Annotated in this window: 15 protein-coding genes; 9 read left to right on the forward strand and 6 right to left on the reverse strand. The window is 72.5% G+C overall.

Annotation, left to right across the window (positions count from 1 at the left end; translation table 11 throughout):
* Positions 1-8: 8 nt before the first annotated feature.
* Entirely contained in the window at positions 9-716 is a 708-nt protein-coding gene (locus ABZT93_RS16940; RefSeq protein ID WP_356104917.1) for an FMN-binding protein, read from the reverse strand.
* Positions 717-726: 10 nt separating this feature from the next.
* Entirely contained in the window at positions 727-2,067 is a 1,341-nt protein-coding gene (locus tag ABZT93_RS16945) for a ferredoxin reductase family protein (protein ID WP_356104920.1), read from the reverse strand.
* Positions 2,068-2,218: 151 nt separating this feature from the next.
* Between ABZT93_RS16945 and ABZT93_RS16950 the strand changes: the two genes are divergently transcribed.
* The 3 genes from ABZT93_RS16950 to ABZT93_RS16960 are packed head-to-tail and all read left to right on the forward strand — an operon-like array spanning position 2,219 to position 5,407.
* On the forward strand, positions 2,219-2,908 hold the full coding sequence (locus ABZT93_RS16950) for a response regulator transcription factor (RefSeq protein WP_329268591.1): 690 nt from the start codon (positions 2,219-2,221) through the stop codon (positions 2,906-2,908).
* Positions 2,905-4,353: a HAMP domain-containing sensor histidine kinase gene (locus ABZT93_RS16955; RefSeq protein WP_356104923.1), complete on the forward strand. Its 1,449-nt coding sequence runs from the start codon at positions 2,905-2,907 to the stop codon at positions 4,351-4,353. The genes ABZT93_RS16950 and ABZT93_RS16955 overlap by 4 nt, the downstream gene beginning before the upstream one ends.
* A 52-nt stretch (positions 4,354-4,405) precedes the next feature.
* The gene (locus ABZT93_RS16960; RefSeq protein WP_356104925.1) at positions 4,406-5,407 is read left to right on the forward strand and encodes an NAD-dependent epimerase/dehydratase family protein; all 1,002 of its coding nucleotides are present in this window, start codon (positions 4,406-4,408) and stop codon (positions 5,405-5,407) included.
* Positions 5,408-5,518: 111 nt separating this feature from the next.
* Here ABZT93_RS16960 and ABZT93_RS16965 read toward each other — a convergent pair whose 3' ends face one another.
* Both ABZT93_RS16965 and ABZT93_RS16970 read right to left on the reverse strand, forming a co-directional pair.
* Complete coding sequence (locus ABZT93_RS16965) at positions 5,519-6,631, reverse strand: HAMP domain-containing sensor histidine kinase (protein ID WP_356104927.1); 1,113 nt, start codon at positions 6,629-6,631, stop codon at positions 5,519-5,521.
* 3 nt (positions 6,632-6,634) lie between these two features.
* Positions 6,635-7,372: a response regulator transcription factor gene (locus ABZT93_RS16970; RefSeq protein ID WP_356104930.1), complete on the reverse strand. Its 738-nt coding sequence runs from the start codon at positions 7,370-7,372 to the stop codon at positions 6,635-6,637.
* Positions 7,373-7,520: 148 nt separating this feature from the next.
* On the opposite strand from ABZT93_RS16970, the gene ABZT93_RS16975 reads away from it, so the two are divergent.
* The 3 genes from ABZT93_RS16975 to ABZT93_RS16985 are packed head-to-tail and all read left to right on the forward strand — an operon-like array spanning position 7,521 to position 9,792.
* Positions 7,521-8,180 carry a glycosyltransferase family 2 protein gene (locus ABZT93_RS16975; protein WP_356105348.1) on the forward strand — a complete coding sequence of 220 codons (660 nt, stop codon included), beginning with the start codon at positions 7,521-7,523 and terminating at the stop codon, positions 8,178-8,180.
* Positions 8,177-8,785 (forward strand): DUF2064 domain-containing protein, encoded by a 609-nt coding sequence (locus ABZT93_RS16980; protein ID WP_356104932.1) that lies wholly within the window; start codon positions 8,177-8,179, stop codon positions 8,783-8,785. Before ABZT93_RS16975 ends, ABZT93_RS16980 begins: the two co-directional genes overlap by 4 nt.
* Before the next feature lie 17 nt (positions 8,786-8,802).
* Positions 8,803-9,792 (forward strand): methyltransferase domain-containing protein, encoded by a 990-nt coding sequence (locus ABZT93_RS16985; protein WP_356104934.1) that lies wholly within the window; start codon positions 8,803-8,805, stop codon positions 9,790-9,792.
* Positions 9,793-10,084: 292 nt separating this feature from the next.
* Here the strand turns inward: ABZT93_RS16985 and ABZT93_RS16990 are convergent, their stop codons facing one another.
* Positions 10,085-11,329, reverse strand: coding sequence for a molybdopterin-dependent oxidoreductase (locus ABZT93_RS16990; protein WP_356104937.1), 1,245 nt, complete (start codon positions 11,327-11,329; stop codon positions 10,085-10,087).
* A gap of 114 nt (positions 11,330-11,443) precedes the next feature.
* Here ABZT93_RS16990 and ABZT93_RS16995 point away from each other — a divergent pair, with 114 nt between their 5' ends.
* From ABZT93_RS16995 to ABZT93_RS17005, 3 genes are all read left to right on the forward strand, one after another.
* Positions 11,444-12,802 (forward strand): hypothetical protein, encoded by a 1,359-nt coding sequence (locus tag ABZT93_RS16995; protein ID WP_356104939.1) that lies wholly within the window; start codon positions 11,444-11,446, stop codon positions 12,800-12,802.
* A gap of 259 nt (positions 12,803-13,061) precedes the next feature.
* Complete coding sequence (locus tag ABZT93_RS17000) at positions 13,062-14,102, forward strand: lysylphosphatidylglycerol synthase transmembrane domain-containing protein (RefSeq protein WP_356104942.1); 1,041 nt, start codon at positions 13,062-13,064, stop codon at positions 14,100-14,102.
* Positions 14,103-14,149: 47 nt separating this feature from the next.
* The gene (locus ABZT93_RS17005; protein WP_356104945.1) at positions 14,150-17,209 is read left to right on the forward strand and encodes a beta-N-acetylglucosaminidase domain-containing protein; all 3,060 of its coding nucleotides are present in this window, start codon (positions 14,150-14,152) and stop codon (positions 17,207-17,209) included.
* Positions 17,210-17,291: 82 nt separating this feature from the next.
* On the opposite strand, the gene ABZT93_RS17010 is transcribed toward ABZT93_RS17005, so the two are convergent.
* Positions 17,292-18,056, reverse strand: coding sequence for an SIS domain-containing protein (locus tag ABZT93_RS17010; RefSeq protein WP_356104948.1), 765 nt, complete (start codon positions 18,054-18,056; stop codon positions 17,292-17,294).
* Positions 18,057-18,128 lie beyond the last annotated feature (72 nt).

Below are 18,128 nucleotides of genomic sequence, written 5' to 3' on the forward strand. Positions count from 1 at the left end.
TCGGTACTTCAGCCCCTCGCGTCGATCGCGGCCTGGAGGGACTCCTTGTAGGCCTCGCTGGTGATCGTGGCACCGGAGACGGTGTCGATGTCCGCGCTCTGCGCCTTCAGCGTCTCCGCCACCAGCACCGGCACGGCGGCCGTCGTCTGCGGGTGGTTCGGCTGCTGGAGCATCTTCACCGCGGTGATCTTCGTACCGGCGAAGGTCACCTGGACCTGCACGGGTCCCTTCTCCGTGCTGAGGGCCGAACCGTCGACGGTCTGGGAAGACGCCTCGGAAGCGGACGTCGAGGGCGAGGCCGACGCCGTCTTCGCGTTGTCGTCGATCGCGGCCTGGAGGGACTTCTTGTAGGCCTCGCTGGTGATCGTGGCACCGGAGACGGTGTCGATGTCCGCGCTCTGCGCCTGGAGGGTCTCCGCGACCAGCTTCGGCACGGCGGCCGTCGTCTGTGGGTGGTCGGGCTGCTTGAGCATCTTCACGGCGGTGATCTTCGTACCGGCGAAGGTCACCTGGAGCTGCACAGGGCCCTTCTCCGTGTCGATCGTCGTGGTCGTGACCACGTTCGTGCCGGACGGCCCGGAGGACGAGGACGAGGAGGACGTCGAGGGCGCCGGAGTGGTGGCCTGGACGGTGGAGGTGCCGCTCGACGGCTGGTAGAGCCACACGGGGACCAGGCCCGCGATGCTCAGGACGACGACAGGTATGGCTCGTTTCACGGTCGTTTCCTCATCCCGCCAGGCTGAAGCGCTCGAAGTGGATCTGCGGCTTGGGCACGTCCAGTTCGCGCAGGCTGCCCAGGACCGCGTTCATCATCGGGGGCGGCCCGCACAGGAAGACGTCCCGGTGGGCTATGTCGGGCACGAGACGCGCCAGCTCACCGGCCGCCAGCTTGTCGGGCACCGGCGGGCCGGTGACCAGGTGGAGTTCGGCGCCCTTGGCGAGCGCGAGGTCGCGCAGCTCGTCGTAGAGGACGGCGTCCCGGTCGGAGCCGACGCGGTAGATGACGACGGCGTGACCCTGCACCTCCTCCAGGAGGGCCCGGATGGGGGTGACGCCGACGCCGCCGGCGATGAGGACGGACTCGGGGCGGGTGCGGTGCAGCGCGGTGAAGGCGCCGTAGGGGCCCTCGGCGAAGACGCGGGTGCCGACCTTGACGTGCCGGAGGGCGGCGCTGCCCTGGCCGGCCGCCTTGGCGGTCAGGCGCAGTGTCCTGCCGTCGGGGGCGGCGGACAGGGAGAAGGGGTTGGCCTGCCACCAGCGGTCCGCGGTCAGGAACCGCCACAGGAAGAACTGTCCCGCGCGGGCGGGGAGTTGGTCGAGGTCCTTGCCGCTGATGTAGATCGAGACGACGTTGTCGCTCTCGGGGACGACGGCGGTGACGCGGAACTGGTGGCGCCAGTTGCGCCACAGCGGGAGCACCGCGCGGCCGAGGACCACGGAGCCGAGCGCGACGCCCCAGACGCCGTACCAGTAGGCCGTGGCGACGGACGAGGAGGTGAAGGTGGTGCCGACGGAGACCTGGTGGGTGAAGGCCAGCACCACGACGACGTAGGTGTACAGGTGGATGAAGTGCCAGGTCTCGTAGGCGAGGCGGCGCCGGGCGTAGCGGGCCGAGACCGCGCCGACCACGAGGATCAGGAAGAACGCGACGACCGCGCGGAGCACGCCCTCGGTGGTCTCGGCGAGGTCGACGATCTCGCCGATGGGGCCGACGTCCGTCCCCTCGGCGTAGCCGAAGCTGATGAAGACGACGTGCGCGAGGAGCGTCCACAGGATGCCGAAGCCGGTCCAGCGGTGCCAGGAGGTCAGCCGGTCCATGCCGATGCGGCGGTCGAGCCAGGGCAGCCGGGCCACCAGGACCAGCTGGAAGGCCATGATGAGCGCGGCGTACAGGCCGGTGAGGCGGCCGAGCACGATGAGCGCGTTGGAGGCGAAGCCCGCCTGGGCGAAGAACCAGGCGACAACGGCCGCGTTGGCGGCCAGCACCGCGTACAGCCCGGTGCGGGCCAGCACCCTGGGGCGTTTGATCGCCGTGGGGGGCGCAGGGGGCGATTGGACGGTCGTCACGGGAGGGAGCTCCTTGATCGGGGCCTGGGTAACCGAGCTTCCCCGGCGATAGCTGTCGATCTGCTGTCGTACAACTTTCAAGAGCTTATCGATGTGGTCCCGGGGCCCACCCGGCGCCCGCTTTCCGGCCGCTGTGAAGCACTATGAGCGGGTGGAAAAAGTACGACTCCTCGTCGTGGACGACGACCCGCCGATCGCCGATCTCGTGGCGACGGTCGCCCGCTACGAGGGCTGGGAGGCGGTCACCGCCAACTCCGGCGAGGAGGCGCTCAGCCGCGCCGCGGAGTTCCGGCCGGACATCGTGGTGCTCGACCTGATGCTGCCCGACCTCGACGGCTTCGGTGTCCTGGACCGGCTGCGGCGCTCGGGCACGATGGTGCCCGTGGTGTTCCTCACGGCCCGGGACGCGGTCGCCGACCGGGTGGCGGGACTGACCCGGGGCGGGGACGACTACCTCGTCAAGCCGTTCGCGGTGGAGGAGCTGATGGCCCGGCTGCGGACCGTGCTGCGGCGCAGCGCCGGGCCCGGTTTCCAGCGCTCGGTGCTGCGGGTCGCGGATCTCACGATGGACGAGGACACCCGCGAGGTGCGGCGCGGCGACAAGCTGCTCACGCTCACCCCGACCGAGTACGAGGTGCTCCGGTACCTGATGCGCAAGTCGCCGACCGTGCTCACCAAGGCGCAGATCCTCGACCATGTGTGGGAGTACGGCTTCGGCGGCCGCTCCAACGTCGTCGAGCTGGTCGTCAGCCGGTTGCGCCGCAAGCTGGACGACACGGGCGAGCCGCTGATCCACACCGTGCGGGGCTTCGGGTACGTGATCCGGCAGGCGGCCGAGTGATCCGGCGGCTGCGGTCGGCTTACCGGAGGATGCGGCTCGGCACCCGGCTGGCGCTGGGCCTCGGGGCGCTCGCCCTGGTGGTGTTCGCGGTCGTGGGTACCGCGCTGACCACGTACATGCGGGACTATCTGTCGGCCCAGCTCGACACCCAGCTGGCGCAGGCCCAGATCGCCCAGTCCAAGAGCATCGCGGACTACGGCACGCTCACGGGCAAGAAGTACTACAGCTGGTTCTACGCCGTGTACGACGTCTCGGACGGCACCCCCGAGCTCCGCAAGCCCGAGGACCCCGCCGACCTGCCGGAGGACGTCGACGACTTCACCGCCCTGGCCGGGGCGCAGAATGCCGCGCACACCGAGCTGGTGCGCACCGAGCACATCGGCGGCGTCGGCGACTACCGGCTGCGCGCCTGCGAGGTCGAGCCGGGCGTGGTCCTGGTCAGCGCCGCGCCGTTGGCGGACATCGACGACACCGTGCGGCGGCTGATCACCGTCCAGGTGATCGCGTTCGGGCTCGCCCTCCTCGCGCTCGTGGTGATCGGACGCAAGCTGCTGCGGCGGGGTCTCAAGCCGCTGAGCGACATGGCGCACACCGCGCACGGCATCGCCCTGCACGACCTCACCGAGACGGCCGCCCGGCTGCCGCTGCGCGCCGACAAGCGGGGCGGCGGTCCGGAGGTCGAGGAGCTGCGGACGGCGTTCAACACCATGCTGGAGCACATCGACGACTCGCTCGCGGTCCGCGCGGAGGCCGAGCAGCGGCTGCGCCGGTTCGTCGCGGACGCCTCGCACGAGCTGCGCACGCCTTTGATGTCGGTACGGGGCTACGCGGACCTCTTCCAGTACGCCGCCGCCAACGCCCCCGAGGAGCGCGACAAGCACCTGGCCCGGCTGCGTGCCGAGGCGGCTCGCATGGGTTTCCTCCTGGACGACCTGCTGCTGCTCGCCCGGCTGGACGCGGCGGAGGTGGAGACCCCGCTCAGGCCCGTCGAGGTGGATCTGGTGGAGCTGGTGGAGCACGCGGCCGACGCCTTCCGCGCGAGCCACCCGGACCATCCGCTGTCCGTCGAGGAGGGCCCGCAGGCACTGAAGCTGCGCCTCGACCCGCAGCGCGTGCGCCAGGTCCTCGACAACCTCCTCACCAACGCGGCCGTGCACACCCCGGCGGGCACCGAGGTGTCGGTCGGGGTGCGGGTGCGGGACGGGCACGCCCGGGTACGGATCGCGGACACCGGACCCGGCATTCCGGCCGCCGACCGGGAGCGGGTCTTCGACCGCTTCTACCGCGTCGACAAGGCCCGCAGCCGGGACCGGGGCGGCAGCGGACTGGGCCTCGCGGTGGCGAGCTCCCTGGTCCGTGCGCACGGCGGCACGATCGAGCTTCGCAGCGAGCCCGGCTCGACGGTGTTCACGGTGTCGCTGCCGCTGAGTCTTACGAAGCCGTGACGTGCGGGCGCGCTCCGGTCGTCCGGGCCGGTCCCGGCCCTAGCGTGAGGGCATGCGCGTACTGGTCACCGGCGGTGCCGGTTTCATCGGGTCCCACATCGTCGAGGCACTTCTGGCACACGGCCACGAGCCCCTCCCGTACGACGTCCGGGCCGACCCGGCGTCCGACGTGCGGGACCCCGACGCCGTCCGCCGCGCCCTGACCGGAGTGGACGCGGTCTGCCACCAGGCGGCCATGGTCGGCCTGGGCGTGGACTTCGCGGACGCCCCGGACTACGTCTCGCACAACGACCTCGGTACGGCGGTCCTGCTCGCCGCGATGGCCGAGCTCGGGGTGCGGCGGCTGGTGCTCGCCGGGTCGATGGTGGTGTACGGCGAGGGCCGGTACACCTGCGCCCGGCACGGCACCGTACGGCCGGGCCCGCGCTCCGTCGCCGACCTGGACGCGGGGCGCTTCGAGCCGCCGTGCCCGCGGTGCGGCGCGGATCTCTCCCCCGGTCTGGTCGGCGAGGACGCCCCGGTCGACCCGCGGAACGTGTACGCGACGACCAAGCTCGCCCAGGAGCATCTGGCGGCGTCCTGGGCGCGGGCCACGGACGGTTCGGCGGTGGCGCTGCGCTACCACAACGTGTACGGGCCGGGCATGCCCCGCGACACCCCGTACGCGGGCGTCGCCTCCTTCTTCCGTTCCGCGCTCGCCCGCGGTGAGGCCCCGCGCGTCTTCGAGGACGGCGGTCAGCGCCGGGACTTCGTCCATGTACGGGACGTGGCCGCGGCCAACGTGGCGGCGCTGGAGGCGAGTTGCGGGGACGGCGCGCTCACCTCGTACAACACCGGAAGCGGCGAGCCGCACACCGTGGGCGAGATGGCCCACGCGCTGGCCGAGGCGTACGGCGGCCCCGCCCCGGAGGTCACCGGTGAGTACCGCCTCGGGGACGTACGGCACATCACGGCGGACTCGGCGCGGCTGCGGGCGGAGCTGGGGTGGAAGGCGCAGGTCGGATTCGCCGAGGGGATGCGGGAGTTCGCGGGCGCCGGGATGCGGGACGGCTAGGCCCGCTCGGACCGGTGGTGCCGCCCGTGAAAGAAAGCGGCCGCGGGCGGCACCACCCTTTTTTTCTGACGGTCGTGATTCCGGCGGCCGCGTTCTCAGGCGGCCGCGTTCTCAGGAGGCCGCCGTCGGCAGCACCACCTCGAAGCGGCAGCCGCCGGGCACGTTCCGTACGGTGGCCCGGCCCGCGTGGGCCTCCACGATGCCCCGGACGATCGCGAGCCCGAGTCCCGCGCCGGCGGGCGGCGTTCGGGCGTGCGTGCCGCGCCAGCCGGTGTCGAAGACGCGGGGCAGGTCCTCCTCGGGGATGCCTCCGCAGCCGTCCGTGACGGACACGACGACACCCTCGGCACGGTGCTCGGCCGCCACCGCCACCGTGCCGTCGGCGGGGGTGCGGCGGATGGCGTTGACGAGGAGGTTGCCCAGGACGCGGCTCATCTCCTTGCCGTCCACCTCGACCGGCACGGCCGCCACGCGGTCGCCCACCAGGCGTACGCCGTGCTCGCGGGCCAGTGGGTCGGCGCCCGCCAGCGCGTCCGAGACGAGGTCGTACAGGGAGATCCGGCTCGGGCTCAGCGCCAGCGTCCCCGCATGGATGCGGGACAGTTCGAACAGGTCGCCGACCATGTCGTTGAGGCGTTCGACCTCGGTGCGGATCTGCCTCAGGTAGCGGGCGGGGTCGGCGGCGACGCCGTCCTCCAGGGCCTCGGACATCGCGCGCAGGCCGGCGAGCGGGGTGCGCAGGTCGTGGGAGATCCAGGCCACGAGCTCACGCCGGGAGGACTCCAGGGCGCGTTCGCGCTCCCGGGACTCGGCGAGTTTGGCGCTGGTGGCCTCCAACTCGCGGCTCAGGTCGTTGAGTTCGGCGGTCGTGGGGCCGCCGGGCGAGGTGAAGTCGCCGCCGTCGCCGAAGGAGCGGGCGGCGAGCGCGAGGGCCCGGCTGCGGGCGCTGACCCAGCGGCCGAGCAGCAGGGCGGTGGCCAGCGAGACCACGGCGGCCATCAGGACGACGGTCGTGACGACCCGCAGGTCGTGTCCGGACAGGAACATGGCCTGGGCGACCGCGAGGGTCCCGGCCAGCATCGCGGTGACACCGACGGCGGCGACCACGGTGAGGTGCAGGGAGAGCGAGCGGCGCCGGATCAGCAGCAGCACCCAGGCGCCGAGGAGTCCGGCGGCGACGGCGCCGAGGAAGGCGTAAAGGGCGATGAGGAGGGTGTCGCGCACGGGTCACACCTCCGTCGGTGAGCCGTCGGACTCCGGTGAGCCGTCGAAGCGGTAGCCGACGCCCCACACGGTCTGGATCAGGCGGGGCCGGGCCGGGTCGTCCTCGACCTTGCCCCTGAGCCGGCGCACATGGACGGTGACGGTCGACAGGTCGCCGAAGTCCCAGCCCCACACCTCACGCATCAGGTCCTCGCGGCTGAAGACCCGGCCGGGGTGCCGCAGGAAGAAGGCGAGGAGGTCGAACTCGCGGATGGTGAGGGCGAGTTCGGTGCTGTCCTTGAGGGCGCGGCGGGCCGCCGGGTCCAGCGAGAGACCGGCGGCGCCCAGGTGGCCCGCCTGCGGGGCGGGCCGGGAGCGGCGCAGCACGGACTCGACGCGCAGGACCAGTTCGCGGGGGCTGAAGGGCTTGGTGACGTAGTCGTCGGCGCCGACCTCCAGGCCCAGGATGCGGTCGTCCTCGTCGCCGCGGGCGGTGAGCATGATGACCGGGACGGGCCCGCGCCCCCGCATCCGGCGGCACACCTCCAGGCCGTCCATGCCGGGCAGCATCAGGTCGAGGACGACGAGGTCCGGGCGGTGCGCGGCGGCACGGGCGAGTGCGTCGGGGCCGTCGGCGGCCCGGTCCACGAGGTATCCGGCCCGGTCCAGGTAACCGGAGACCACCTCCGCGACGGTGGGGTCGTCGTCGACGACGAGGACCCGGGGCCGGGGCCGGGTCTGTGCGTACTGCTGCTGCTCCATGCCGCCAGCCTCGCACCGCGCGCGCGAATGTGCCGCAGGCGGCCGCCGACGTCCTTGTTTCGTAAGGAGCCGGAGCCCGGTTTGTCCGGTTCATGTTCGTAGGGTGAACGTCGTGACGACCCCATCAGTGAACGAACAAGCGGCGTCCGTGGACGTCGTGCTGCCCTGTCTGGACGAGGCCGGGGCCCTGCCGTGGGTGCTGGAACGCATCCCGCGCGGCTGGCGCGCGCTCGTCGTCGACAACGGCTCCACGGACGGCTCCGCTCGCATCGCCCACGCCCTCGGTGCGACCGTGGTCCGCGAGGAGCGGCGCGGATTCGGCGCCGCCTGCCATGCGGGGCTGACCGCGGCCACGGCCGACATCGTGTGCTTCTGCGACTGCGACGCCTCTCTGGACCCTTCGAACCTGGTGCCGTTCGTGGCCGAGGTGCTGGCCGGTGAGGCGGACCTCGTGCTCGGCCGGCGCCGACCGCAGTCCCGCGGTGCCTGGCCGCCGCACGCCCGCGCGGGCAACTTCGCGCTGGCCCGGCTGCTGCGCCGCCGCACCGGTCTGCGCCTGCGGGACCTGGGCCCGCTGCGGGCCGCCCGGCGCGAGCCGCTGCTCGCCCTCGATCTCACGGACCGGCGCAGCGGCTACCCCCTGCAGATGGTGGTGCGGGCGGCCGACGCGGGCTGGCGGATCACCGAACACGACGTGCCGTACCACCCGCGCACCGGCGCCTCGAAGGTGACGGGCACCTGGCGGGGCACCTGGCAGGCGGTGCGGGACATGAGCCAGGTCCTGAACGAGACGGGGGTGCGCGCGTGACCACGCTTCTCGTCATCGCCAAGGAGCCCAGGCCGGGGCACGTGAAGACCCGGCTCACCCCGCCGTTCACGCCCGAGCAGGCGGCCGCGCTGGCCGAGGCGTCCCTCGCGGACACCCTCGACGTGGTGGCCCGCACCCCGGCCCGGCGCCGGGTCCTGGTCCTGGAGGGCACGCCGGGCCCCTGGCTGCCGTCCGGTTTCGAGGTCGTACCGCAGTGCGCGGGCGGGCTCGACGAACGGCTGGCCGCGGCCTTCGCGGGCTGCGACGGCCCGGCCCTGCTCATCGGCATGGACACACCCCAGGTGACTCCGGAGCTGCTCACGGTGGACTTCGCCGACTGCGACGCGTACTTCGGGCCGGCCGAGGACGGCGGCTTCTGGGCGCTGGGTCTGGCCGCACCGGACCCGTCCCGGCTGCGCGGGGTCCCCATGTCGACACCCCACACCGGCGCGGCCCAGCGCGCCCGGCTGACCGGACTGCGGGTGCGGGAGCTGCCGCCGCTGCGGGACGTGGACACGGCGTCCGACGCGGAACTGGTGGCGCGGGCGGCACCGGCCGGACGGTTCGCGGCACAGCTGGCCCGGCTCGCGGGGGTGGCGCGGTGAGGGGGCTGCGGGCCGGCGTGGCGACACGGCCGACCACGGACGCGGCACCCGTACGACCGGACGGCGGGACGGGGGCCGGGCCCGACGCGGACTCGGAGCCGGTCGCGACGGCGACGGCGACGACCGGCACGTTCCCCGGCCCCCGGCCGACAGTCCCGGGCGTCGGTGTCCGGCCGTACGACATCACCTCCGGTGCGGGGCGGTCGGGTGCCCTCGTGGGTGGAACCGGGACCGGCGGCCCGGGGTCGCAGGCGACGGACGGCACCCCCGACGACGGCACCTGGTCCGCCGACCCTTATGCACGGGCCCTTCGCACCGGCCGCGGGCCCCTCTTTCTGCGCCGCTCCGACGGATGGCTGCTGCCGCTCGAACTGGAGCGCTGGTGCGCCGCCGCGGACGCCGCGGACCTGGAGGTGCTGCGGCGCTGCGAGGGCGCGGTGCTGGACGTCGGCTGCGGTCCGGGGCGGCTCGTCGCCGCGCTCGGGGCCCGGGGCCGGCGGGTGCTCGGCATCGACGTGAGCGAGGCGGCGGTCGCGCGGACCGTCGCGCTCGGCGGACAGGCCCTGCGGCGGTCCGTCTTCGACTCCCTGCCCGGAGAGGGGCGCTGGGGCACCGCGCTGCTGATCGACGGCAACGTCGGCATCGGCGGCGACCCCCAGGCCCTGCTCTACCGGACCGCCCAACTCCTTGAGCCCGGCGGCCTGTTGATCGCCGAGACGGTCACCGACCCGGACCTCGACGAGCGGGTCCAGGTGCATGTCACCGACGCCCGTGGTGCCGTCGGCAGCCCATTCCCGTGGGCCCGGCTCGGCACCCGCGCCCTGCTGCGGCACGCGGCCCGCAGCGGCTGGGCGCCCGTGGATCAGTGGACGGCGGGCGGCCGTTCCTTCGTCGCCCTGCGCCGCCGTACGACGAGGACGAGGGCCGAACCGCCGAAGAGCGCGGCCGTCACCAGCAGCCAGCGGGCCAGGAAGCCGTCCGGGGACAGGCCGGTCGCCCCGGCGTAGCGGTGTGCGACCTGCCCCGTGATCAGCGGGAACCACACGAGCAGGAGCAGCAGGGAGAAGGCGGCGGGGACCCGGACGTACATGACGTGCCGGCCCGCCGTCTTCACCAGCGCCCGGTCCGCCGCCGCGTACAGCGGCAGCAGCACCAGGTCGTGCAGGACGGCCGCCGCCACGAACCACAGCGCGACCCCGAACCAGTCTCCTGCCAGCAGCCGCACCCCCGCATATCCCGCGAGGGCGAACGAGCAGACGAGCAGGAGGAGTTGGAGGGGACTGCCGAGAGGGATCCGCATCACAGGTCTCCGAACGTCAGTCGCGCCACCCACTTGGTGTTGAGCACACCGGGTGCCGCGGGCACGATGATCCGGGCCGGGTGGCCGTGGTCGGGGGTCAGGTCCTCGCCGTTGACGGACAGGGCGAGCAGGGACCGCGGGTCGGCGACCTGGTTGGCGCGCAGGGCGGCCCGCCGGAAGGCACCGTGCCGTTGCAGCGACTCCACGAAGAGGTCCGGCGGATCGCCCTCGTACCCGACGAGCGCCGCGAGGTCCCGCAGCCGCACCCCGCGCCACCACTGGTCGGAGGTCGACCAGCCCTCCACACAGGCGATGGGCAGTGCCGAACTGTGCAAGGGGAGCTGGAGGAGATCGGCACGGCTGAGGCGGACAGCACGGCCGTCGCGCCCCGTGACGACCAGCCGCCATGCCTCCTCGCCCGTCTCCGCCGGGTCGATCCCCGCGTACGCTGCGGTCTTGTTGATCTGGAAGCCGTCCGGCCCGGATCCCGGCTCGGCGCCGCCGTGCGGGGTGAGGAAGGCGGTTCGGCGCAGGACGCCGTCGAAGCTCCGCCCGGCCGTGGTGACGAACAGCAGCAGCGACCCGCCGCCGACGAACCAGAGCGCCCCGCGCCGCGACACGGTCGGCTCGGCCGGGTCCGGTGACACCAACTCGCTGTGCTCCTCGGGGAGTTCCGGACGTGCCCGGAGTCGGCGGAGATTGCGCAGGGCGAGCGGCGTCTTGAGCACGGCGTGGGCGACGAACGCGGTGAAGAACACCCACGCCCCGTAGAAGTGCAGCGGGTAGAAGGAGCCCGGGAAGACGTAGTCCAGCTGGACGTTGAGCACCCCGGTCACGAACTCGAACAGGGCCCCGCCGACCAGCAGCAGCAGCGAGAGCCGCTCCAGGGCGTGCGCGAGCGACCGCGCGGGCGGCAGCGTGAACAGCTTCGGCACCACCGACCACAGCTTGGCCAGCAGCACGGGGACCAGGGTGACGCCGAGGGTGACGTGGACGCCCTGGTTCAGCCGGTACAGCCACACCGGGTCGGTCGGCCAGGAGAAGAGGTAGAAGCCGAGGATCCCCTTGTCCGGGGTCTTGTCGTTCACCGGCGCGAGGTTCGGGTTGTAGGCGGCGTACGACAGCAGGCCCGTCACGAACAACAGCGTGATGCCGCCGAGGAGCACGACCCCGAGGACCGAGGTGAGCCAGGGGCCGCGCAGCGGGCTGCGCCAGAAGGAGGGTGCGAAGGGAGACCGTGCCATGCCCCGACGGTAGGCCCGCGCCACCCCGTGGACCGGCCCGCGAACCATGACGAAAGTCTGACGTCGTCGCATGTCAGCCGTACGGGGGTGAGGGTGCGCCCTAGCGTCGTCCGGGTGAACCGGGACCTTGTTCGTGACCTTTACGCGGCCGTGTGCGCCGCGCTCCTCGTGCTGGCTGCCGTGCTGGTCGGCTGGGCGATCCAGCACCGGAACGGCTCGCTCCGCGTCGGCTGGCCGCCCCTGCTGGCGACTTGGGAGCCGCATGTCGGCCCCGGCACCCCGGCCGCGGTGCTCGTCGCGGCCGCCGTGGTGGCGTACGGCCCCTCACTCGCGGCGCGGCTCACCTGGCGCCCGCTGCTGCTCGCCGTCTGGGGCGCGGGCATGGCCTGGACCTGGTCCCTGGCCCTCGTGGACGGCTGGTACCGGGGCGTCGCCGAGCAGCTCACCACCAGGAACGAGTATCTGCGGGCCGTCGGTCGCTTCCACGACATCCCGGCGGCCCTGCGGGACTTCACCCGGCACATCCTGATCGACGCACCGGACAACTGGGGCGCCCATGTCGCCGGGCATCCCCCGGGCGCGACCCTGACCTTCGTCCTGCTCGACCGGGTCGGCCTCGGCGGCGGGGGCTGGGCCGGGACCTGGTGCATCACCGTCGGCACGACCGCGGCGGTCGCGGTCCTGGTCACCGTGCGGACCCTGGCCGACGAGTCGCTCGCCCGCCGCGCCGCGCCCTTCCTGGTCCTGGCCCCGGCCGCGGTCTGGGTGGGCACCTCCGCGGACGGGTACTTCGCGGCGGTGGCCGCCTGGGCGGTGGCCCTGCTCGCCCTCGCCGTGCGCGGGTTCCGGCCGGTCCTGAACGGCTGCTGCTCGGGGCTGCTGTTCGGCCTGACCGTCTATCTGTCGTACGGCCTGACGCTCATGGTCCTCGTCGCGGGGGCCGTGCTCCTGCTGGGCTCCGCACGCCGGCCCTTGTTGTTCGCCCTGGCCGGTTTCCTGGTCGTGCCGGTGTTGTTCACCGTGTCGGGGTTCGCCTGGTGGGAGGGGTACCGGCTGCTGACGACGCGGTACTACCAGGGGGCGGGCGGGGTGCGGCCGTACGGGTACTGGGTGTGGGCGAACCTCGCGTGCACGGTGCTGATCGTCGGGCCGGCGACGGTGGCGGGGGTGCGGCGGGCTGTCGTTCGGCTGTGGCACGGTGGGCGCTGGTCGCGCGGCTCCAGGCGCCCCTGGAGTCAGTGGTGGTCGGACCGTGGCGATCTCCGGCTCTGTCTGCTGGTGCTCAGCGCTCTCCTCGCGCTGCTCGCCGCCGACCTGTCCGGGATGAGCAAGGCGGAGACCGAGCGGATCTGGCTGCCGTTCGCCGCGTGGCTGCTGCCCTCGTGCGCCTTCCTGACGGGAGCGCGCGGCTGGCTCGCCGGGCAGGCCGTGCTGGCGCTGCTCGTCAACCATCTGCTGCTCACGGGGTGGTGAGGGCCCTGTCCGGACCGGCCGTGCGCGCCCGGCCCGGACAGGTGGGGGGTGGGGTCAGCAGGTGGCCATGTCGACGACGGCGGACCGTTTCGCAGCGACGCCCCACCCCGTCCTCGCCCACCCGCCCGCGCTCCTTCGGCTGCCGGACATTTGAACGTCACACCGAGCGGGAACGTTTCCCTCGTCCCCTCTGCATCGCCTTGCCTCCGTCATGCCCCGTGTCCCGCACGGGGCATGACGCGAAAGGACGACGTGCGCCGTGTCCCTGCTTCCGCTCGAAGGTCCCCCGGGGCCGCTCCCCGCCACCGCCCCGGCCCCGCTCCCGATCCGCGCCCCGGCTCCGGCTCCCGCCGGTTCCCGCCGCTCACTGACCCGTCTGACCCGCCGCCTGCTCACCGTCCTCCCGCTCGCGTTCATCGGCATCTGGGCGGTGCTGGACTGGCGTGCCCTGTACGACGGCACCGCGCGGCTGACCTCGGCCGATCCCGGCTGGCTGCTCGTCGGACTCCTCTACACCTGTCTGGGCTGGATCTCCGCCTCCGTCGTACGACAGGGCGCGCTGCCCGAGCGGCTGCCACCGGGGCCCCTGGTGGCCTCGCAGTTCGCCGCCGGCGCCGCCAACCACGTACTGCCGGCGAGTCTCGGCGCCCACGCCGTCACCCTGCGCTTCCTCCAGGGCCAGGGCATTCCGCTGGCCCGTGCCACCGCCTCGCTCGCCCTGTACGCGCTGGTCAGGCCGATCGCCAAGACGCTCGTCCTGATCGGTTTCCTGATCGCGCTGCCCGGCCTGCTGCGGCTCGGTGATCTCGTCCCGGACCGGCGCATGCTGTTCCTGCCCCTGGTGGCCGCGGGACTCGGACTCGGCGGCACACTGCTGCTGTTGACCCTGGTCCGCCCGCTGCGCCGCCCGGCGGTCACGTTCGTGCGCACCGCCCTGACCGACGCCCGCCGTCTGCACACCATGCCCAGCCGGATCCTCGCCCTGTGGGGCGGTGCGGCCGCCGCACCGCTGCTCCAGGCGAGCGTGATCCACGCGGTCGGCGCCTCGCTCGGGGTGACGCTGTCCTGGGCGCAGGTCGCGTTCGCGTACCTCGCCGCGAGCAGCGCGGTCGGATCGGTGCCCGCGCCGGGCGGCATCGGCCCGGTGGACGCGGCCATGGTCTTCACCCTCGCCGTCTACGGCGTCCCGGTGAGCGTCGGCACGGCGACCCTCATCGGCTACCGCGTCCTGACGGTGTGGCTGCCGCTGCTGCCCGGGGTGCTGTGCATGTCGGCCCTCGTGCATCGGAAGGTTCTTTGAACATTCGCCCCATTGAATGCTTCATTCAACATCCATAGCCTTCCAGGGTGGATTCATTCATCAGTCTCAGACGTACGGCCGTCGTCCTGCTCCTGGCCCTCGGCCTCGCGGCACCGGCGGCACCCGCCACCGCCGAGTCCCGGCAGTCCGCGCCCCAGGTCTGGCCGACTCCGCAGAGCATGAGTGTCGGAAGCGGCCGGATCCCCGTCCCCCGCCGGGTCGTCGAGGTCGTCGGCCCCCACACCGACCCGTCCGCGAGACGGGTTGCCGAGGCGGCCCTCAGGGCTGCCGGAGCCGACCGCATCACCGCGGTCGACGCCGGTGACCGGCCGCCCGCGGCCGCCCTGACCGTCTACCTCGGCGGCCCCGGCGAGAACCCCGCCACCGCCCGGGCCCTGACCCGCCTGGGCGCCGCCTCCCCGTCGGGCCTCGTCTCCGGCGGCTATGTCCTGGCCGCCGGCCGCAGCCACGGCCAGGCACTCCTGGCCCTCTCCGGCGTCGACCCCACCGGCACCTTCTACGCCGCCCAGACACTGCGCCAACTCCTCGCCGGCAAAAGTGAGTTGCCCGTGGTCAAGGTGCGTGACTGGCCCACCGCCGCCCTCCGCGGAGTCATCGAAGGCTTCTACGGCACCCCCTGGACGCACGCCGAGCGGCTCGCCCAGCTCGACTTCTACGGCCGTACCAAGCAGAACGTCTACGTCTACTCCCCCAAGGACGACGACTACCTGCGCGCCCGCTGGCGGGACGAGTACCCGGCGGCAACGCTGGCGCAGCTGAAGGAACTGGTCGACCGGGCGGACGCCGACCACGTCCGCTTCACCTACGCCCTCTCCCCCGGCCTGTCGGTCTGCTACTCCTCCGGCGCCGACGTCAAGGCGCTCACCGCCAAGTTCGACTCGCTGTACGCCATCGGTGTCCGCTCCTTCGCGATCCCGCTGGACGACATCAGCTACACGAAGTGGAACTGCCCAGAGGACGAGCGGGAATTCGGGACGGGGGGAGGTGCGGCCGGTGCCGCGCAGGCGCATCTGCTGAACACCGTCTGGAAGGACTTCTCCGCCACGCACCCGGGTCTCCAGCCGCTGGAGACGGTCCCGACCGAGTACTCCGACCTCGCCGACTCCCCGTACAAGAAGGCCCTCAGGGAGCGGCTCGACCCGTCCGTGGTCGTCGAGTGGACCGGCGTCGGCGTCATCGCGCCCACCATCACCACCGACCAGGTCGAGCAGGCCCGCCAGGTCTACGGCCACCCGATCCTGGTCTGGGACAACTACCCGGTCAACGACTACGTCACCAGCCGTCTCCTCCTCGGCCCCTACACGGGCCGCGAGCCGGGCGTCGCCGCGGCGGCGACCGGAGTGACCGCCAACCCGATGGTCCAGGGCGAGGCGAGCCGACTGGCCCTCTTCACCTCGGCCGCCTACCTCTGGAGCCCGAACGCCTACGACCCGCGCAAGGCGTTCCTCGCCTCGGTCCGGGACCTCGCGGGCCCCAACGCGGCCAAGTGGCTGCGGATCTTCGCCGAGAACAACTACTCCTCCCAGCTGGACGCGACCGAGTCCCCCACCCTCACCCGGCTGATCGCCGCCTTCCGCAAGGCCTACGAGCACGACAGCGGACTCGACCGGGCCGCGGCCGCGCTGAAGTCCTACTTCACCGACATGGCCGCCACCCCCGCCCAGTTGCAGGCCCGGCTCGACAACCCCGGCTTCCTCGACGAGACCTCCGCCTGGCTCGACAAACTCGGCAGCTACGGCACCGCGGGCGGGACGGCCGTGGAACTGCTGCTGGCCCACAAGGCCGGTGACACGGACGCGGTCTCGACGTACTGGAAGCAACTCCAGCGGGATCGCAAGGAGTTGGACGCCATACCGCAGCAGGTCTCGCCCGGCGTGATGGATCAGTTCCTGTACACGACGATGCTGGAGAACGCCCCCGACCCCGGAGTGGACGCGTCCTTCTCCCCCGCCTCCCTCTCCCTGAAGCCCGGAGCCTCCGCCACGGTCGCCCTCGACCTCTCCGACACTCAGGGGAAGACGGTCAGTTGGAAGCTCGACGTGCCGGACGGCGTCACCGCCACGCCCTCGGAAGGCACGGACACCAAGGCCACCATCACCCTCACGGGCAGCACGGAGGGCGTGCACTCGGTCGTCGTCGAAGGCACCGGCATCCTCGACCGGGCCCTGCCGGTCCAGGTCACGGACGGCACCGGCACGCCCCGAGCCCTGACGGCGAACTTCAGTGGCGCGTCGGTGAGTTCGATCGACCTGGCCTCCGGAACGACGACGAACATCGCCGTCGGCGCCAACCCCGGCGAGGTCGTGGTGAGCGCGAACGGCCGTACCGCGTACGCGGCGAACCAGGGCAGCAACACGGTCAGCGTGATCGACGTGGCGAGCGGCAAGGTCACCGCCACGGTCGCCGTGGGCAAGGTCCCCGCGGGCCTGGCACTCACCCCGGACGGTGACACCCTCTGGGTAGCCAACTACACGGACGGCACCGTGCAGTCGATCGACACGGCCACCCTGAGGACCGGGACACCGGTCCCGGTCGGCGCCGGCCCCGAGAACATGGCGGTCACCCCCGACGGCAGAACCCTCTACGTGGCGAACATCCACGACAACACGGTCACCCCCGTCGCCCTCGCCACCGACAAGGCGGGTACGGCGATCCCGGTCGGCCCGAGCCCCTTCAACGTCGTGGCCGCCCCCGACTCAAAGACCGTCTACGTCTCCAACTCCGGTGGTTCCACGGTGACCCCGATCGACACGGCGACGAACGACACCGAGCCGACCTTCCTGGTCACCGGCCAGGCATACGGCCTCGGCCTGTCCCCGGACGGCCGCACCCTCTGGGTGAGCCCGAGCAACGGCGACACGATCACCCCGGTGAACACGGTGACCGGCGCCCCCGGCGCCACGGTCAAGGTCGGCAGGTCGGCCTTCGACGTATCCCTCGACTGGAACGGCGGCACGGCCTACGTGACGACGGCCGACGGCAACGCCCTGGTGCCGGTGGACACAAGCACCGGCAGCACCGGTAAGCCCTACGCAACAGGCGCCTATCCACTGGCGGTCGCCCTGACTCCGGTACCTGTCGAGTAAGGGCTCTCACACATAGGGGCGCGGGGAACTGCGCGACCAGCCCCCACCGGCCCGCAGCTCCCCGCGACACCCCAGACAACCCCTAGGTCGCAGTACGCCGAACCCGCCCCGCGTACTTCTTCTCCAGCTCAAGGTTCCCCTCGAACCCACCGGGAACATTGGCCGACACATAAACCGGCGGCCGCTCCCCCGCAGCAAGCAGCAACCCCGAAGCCTCGGCCACCACCATCTGCACCAGCATCACGCCGGTCAGAGTGGACAGCGCCCCCACCGCCCCACCCCCCGGCAACGAAAGCGTCGCGTCCCCGACCGGCGCCGCGTTGTCCAGCACCACGTCCGCCAGATCCACCAGCTTCTTCCCGCTCTCGTGCCCCGCGGGCACCGCCCCGGTGTGCGTGAGGGAGGTGATCGCGAGGACCTTGTGTCCCCGCGATCTCGCATGCAACGCCATCTCCACGATGACGTTGTTGACACCGGAGTTGGAGATGATCACGAAGAGGTCCTGGGCCTGGGGAGCGGCAAGGTCGTACAGCCGGACCGCCACTCCCGGCTCACGTTCCAGAAGCGGGTCGTCGAGCACGCTCGGCGCGTCGCCGCCGTAGAGGACCAGGTCCGACATCTGGAGCCGGTTCGTGGGCACCAGGCCGCCCGCGCGACCCGCGACCTCCAGGACCATCGCCTGGGAGTGGCCGGTGCCGAAGGCCTGGATCACACCGTCGGCGCGAATGCAGTCGGCGATCAGCTCGGCGGCGCGGCGCACGTCCTCGCGGGCGGACTCGATGACATGACGGAGGACGTCCAGGCTCTGTTCGGCGAAGCGCTGGGCGCTGACTGGCTCGACGGACACGCGACACTCCCCACTGATGGATTGAACCACCATTCAACCACCCATGGATGAATCAATAAACCACAACGCGGT

The organism is Streptomyces sp. NPDC005303 (assembly GCF_040607335.1).
GTDB lineage: Bacteria > Actinomycetota > Actinomycetes > Streptomycetales > Streptomycetaceae > Streptomyces.

Coding starts and splice junctions, on each gene's coding strand:
- ABZT93_RS16960 (WP_356104925.1), top strand. CDS start 4,406: ATGCGCGTACTGGTCACCGGCGGTGCCGGTTTCATCGGGTCCCACATC.
- ABZT93_RS16990 (WP_356104937.1), bottom strand. CDS start 11,329: ATGGCACGGTCTCCCTTCGCACCCTCCTTCTGGCGCAGCCCGCTGCGC.
- ABZT93_RS16970 (WP_356104930.1), bottom strand. CDS start 7,372: ATGGAGCAGCAGCAGTACGCACAGACCCGGCCCCGGCCCCGGGTCCTC.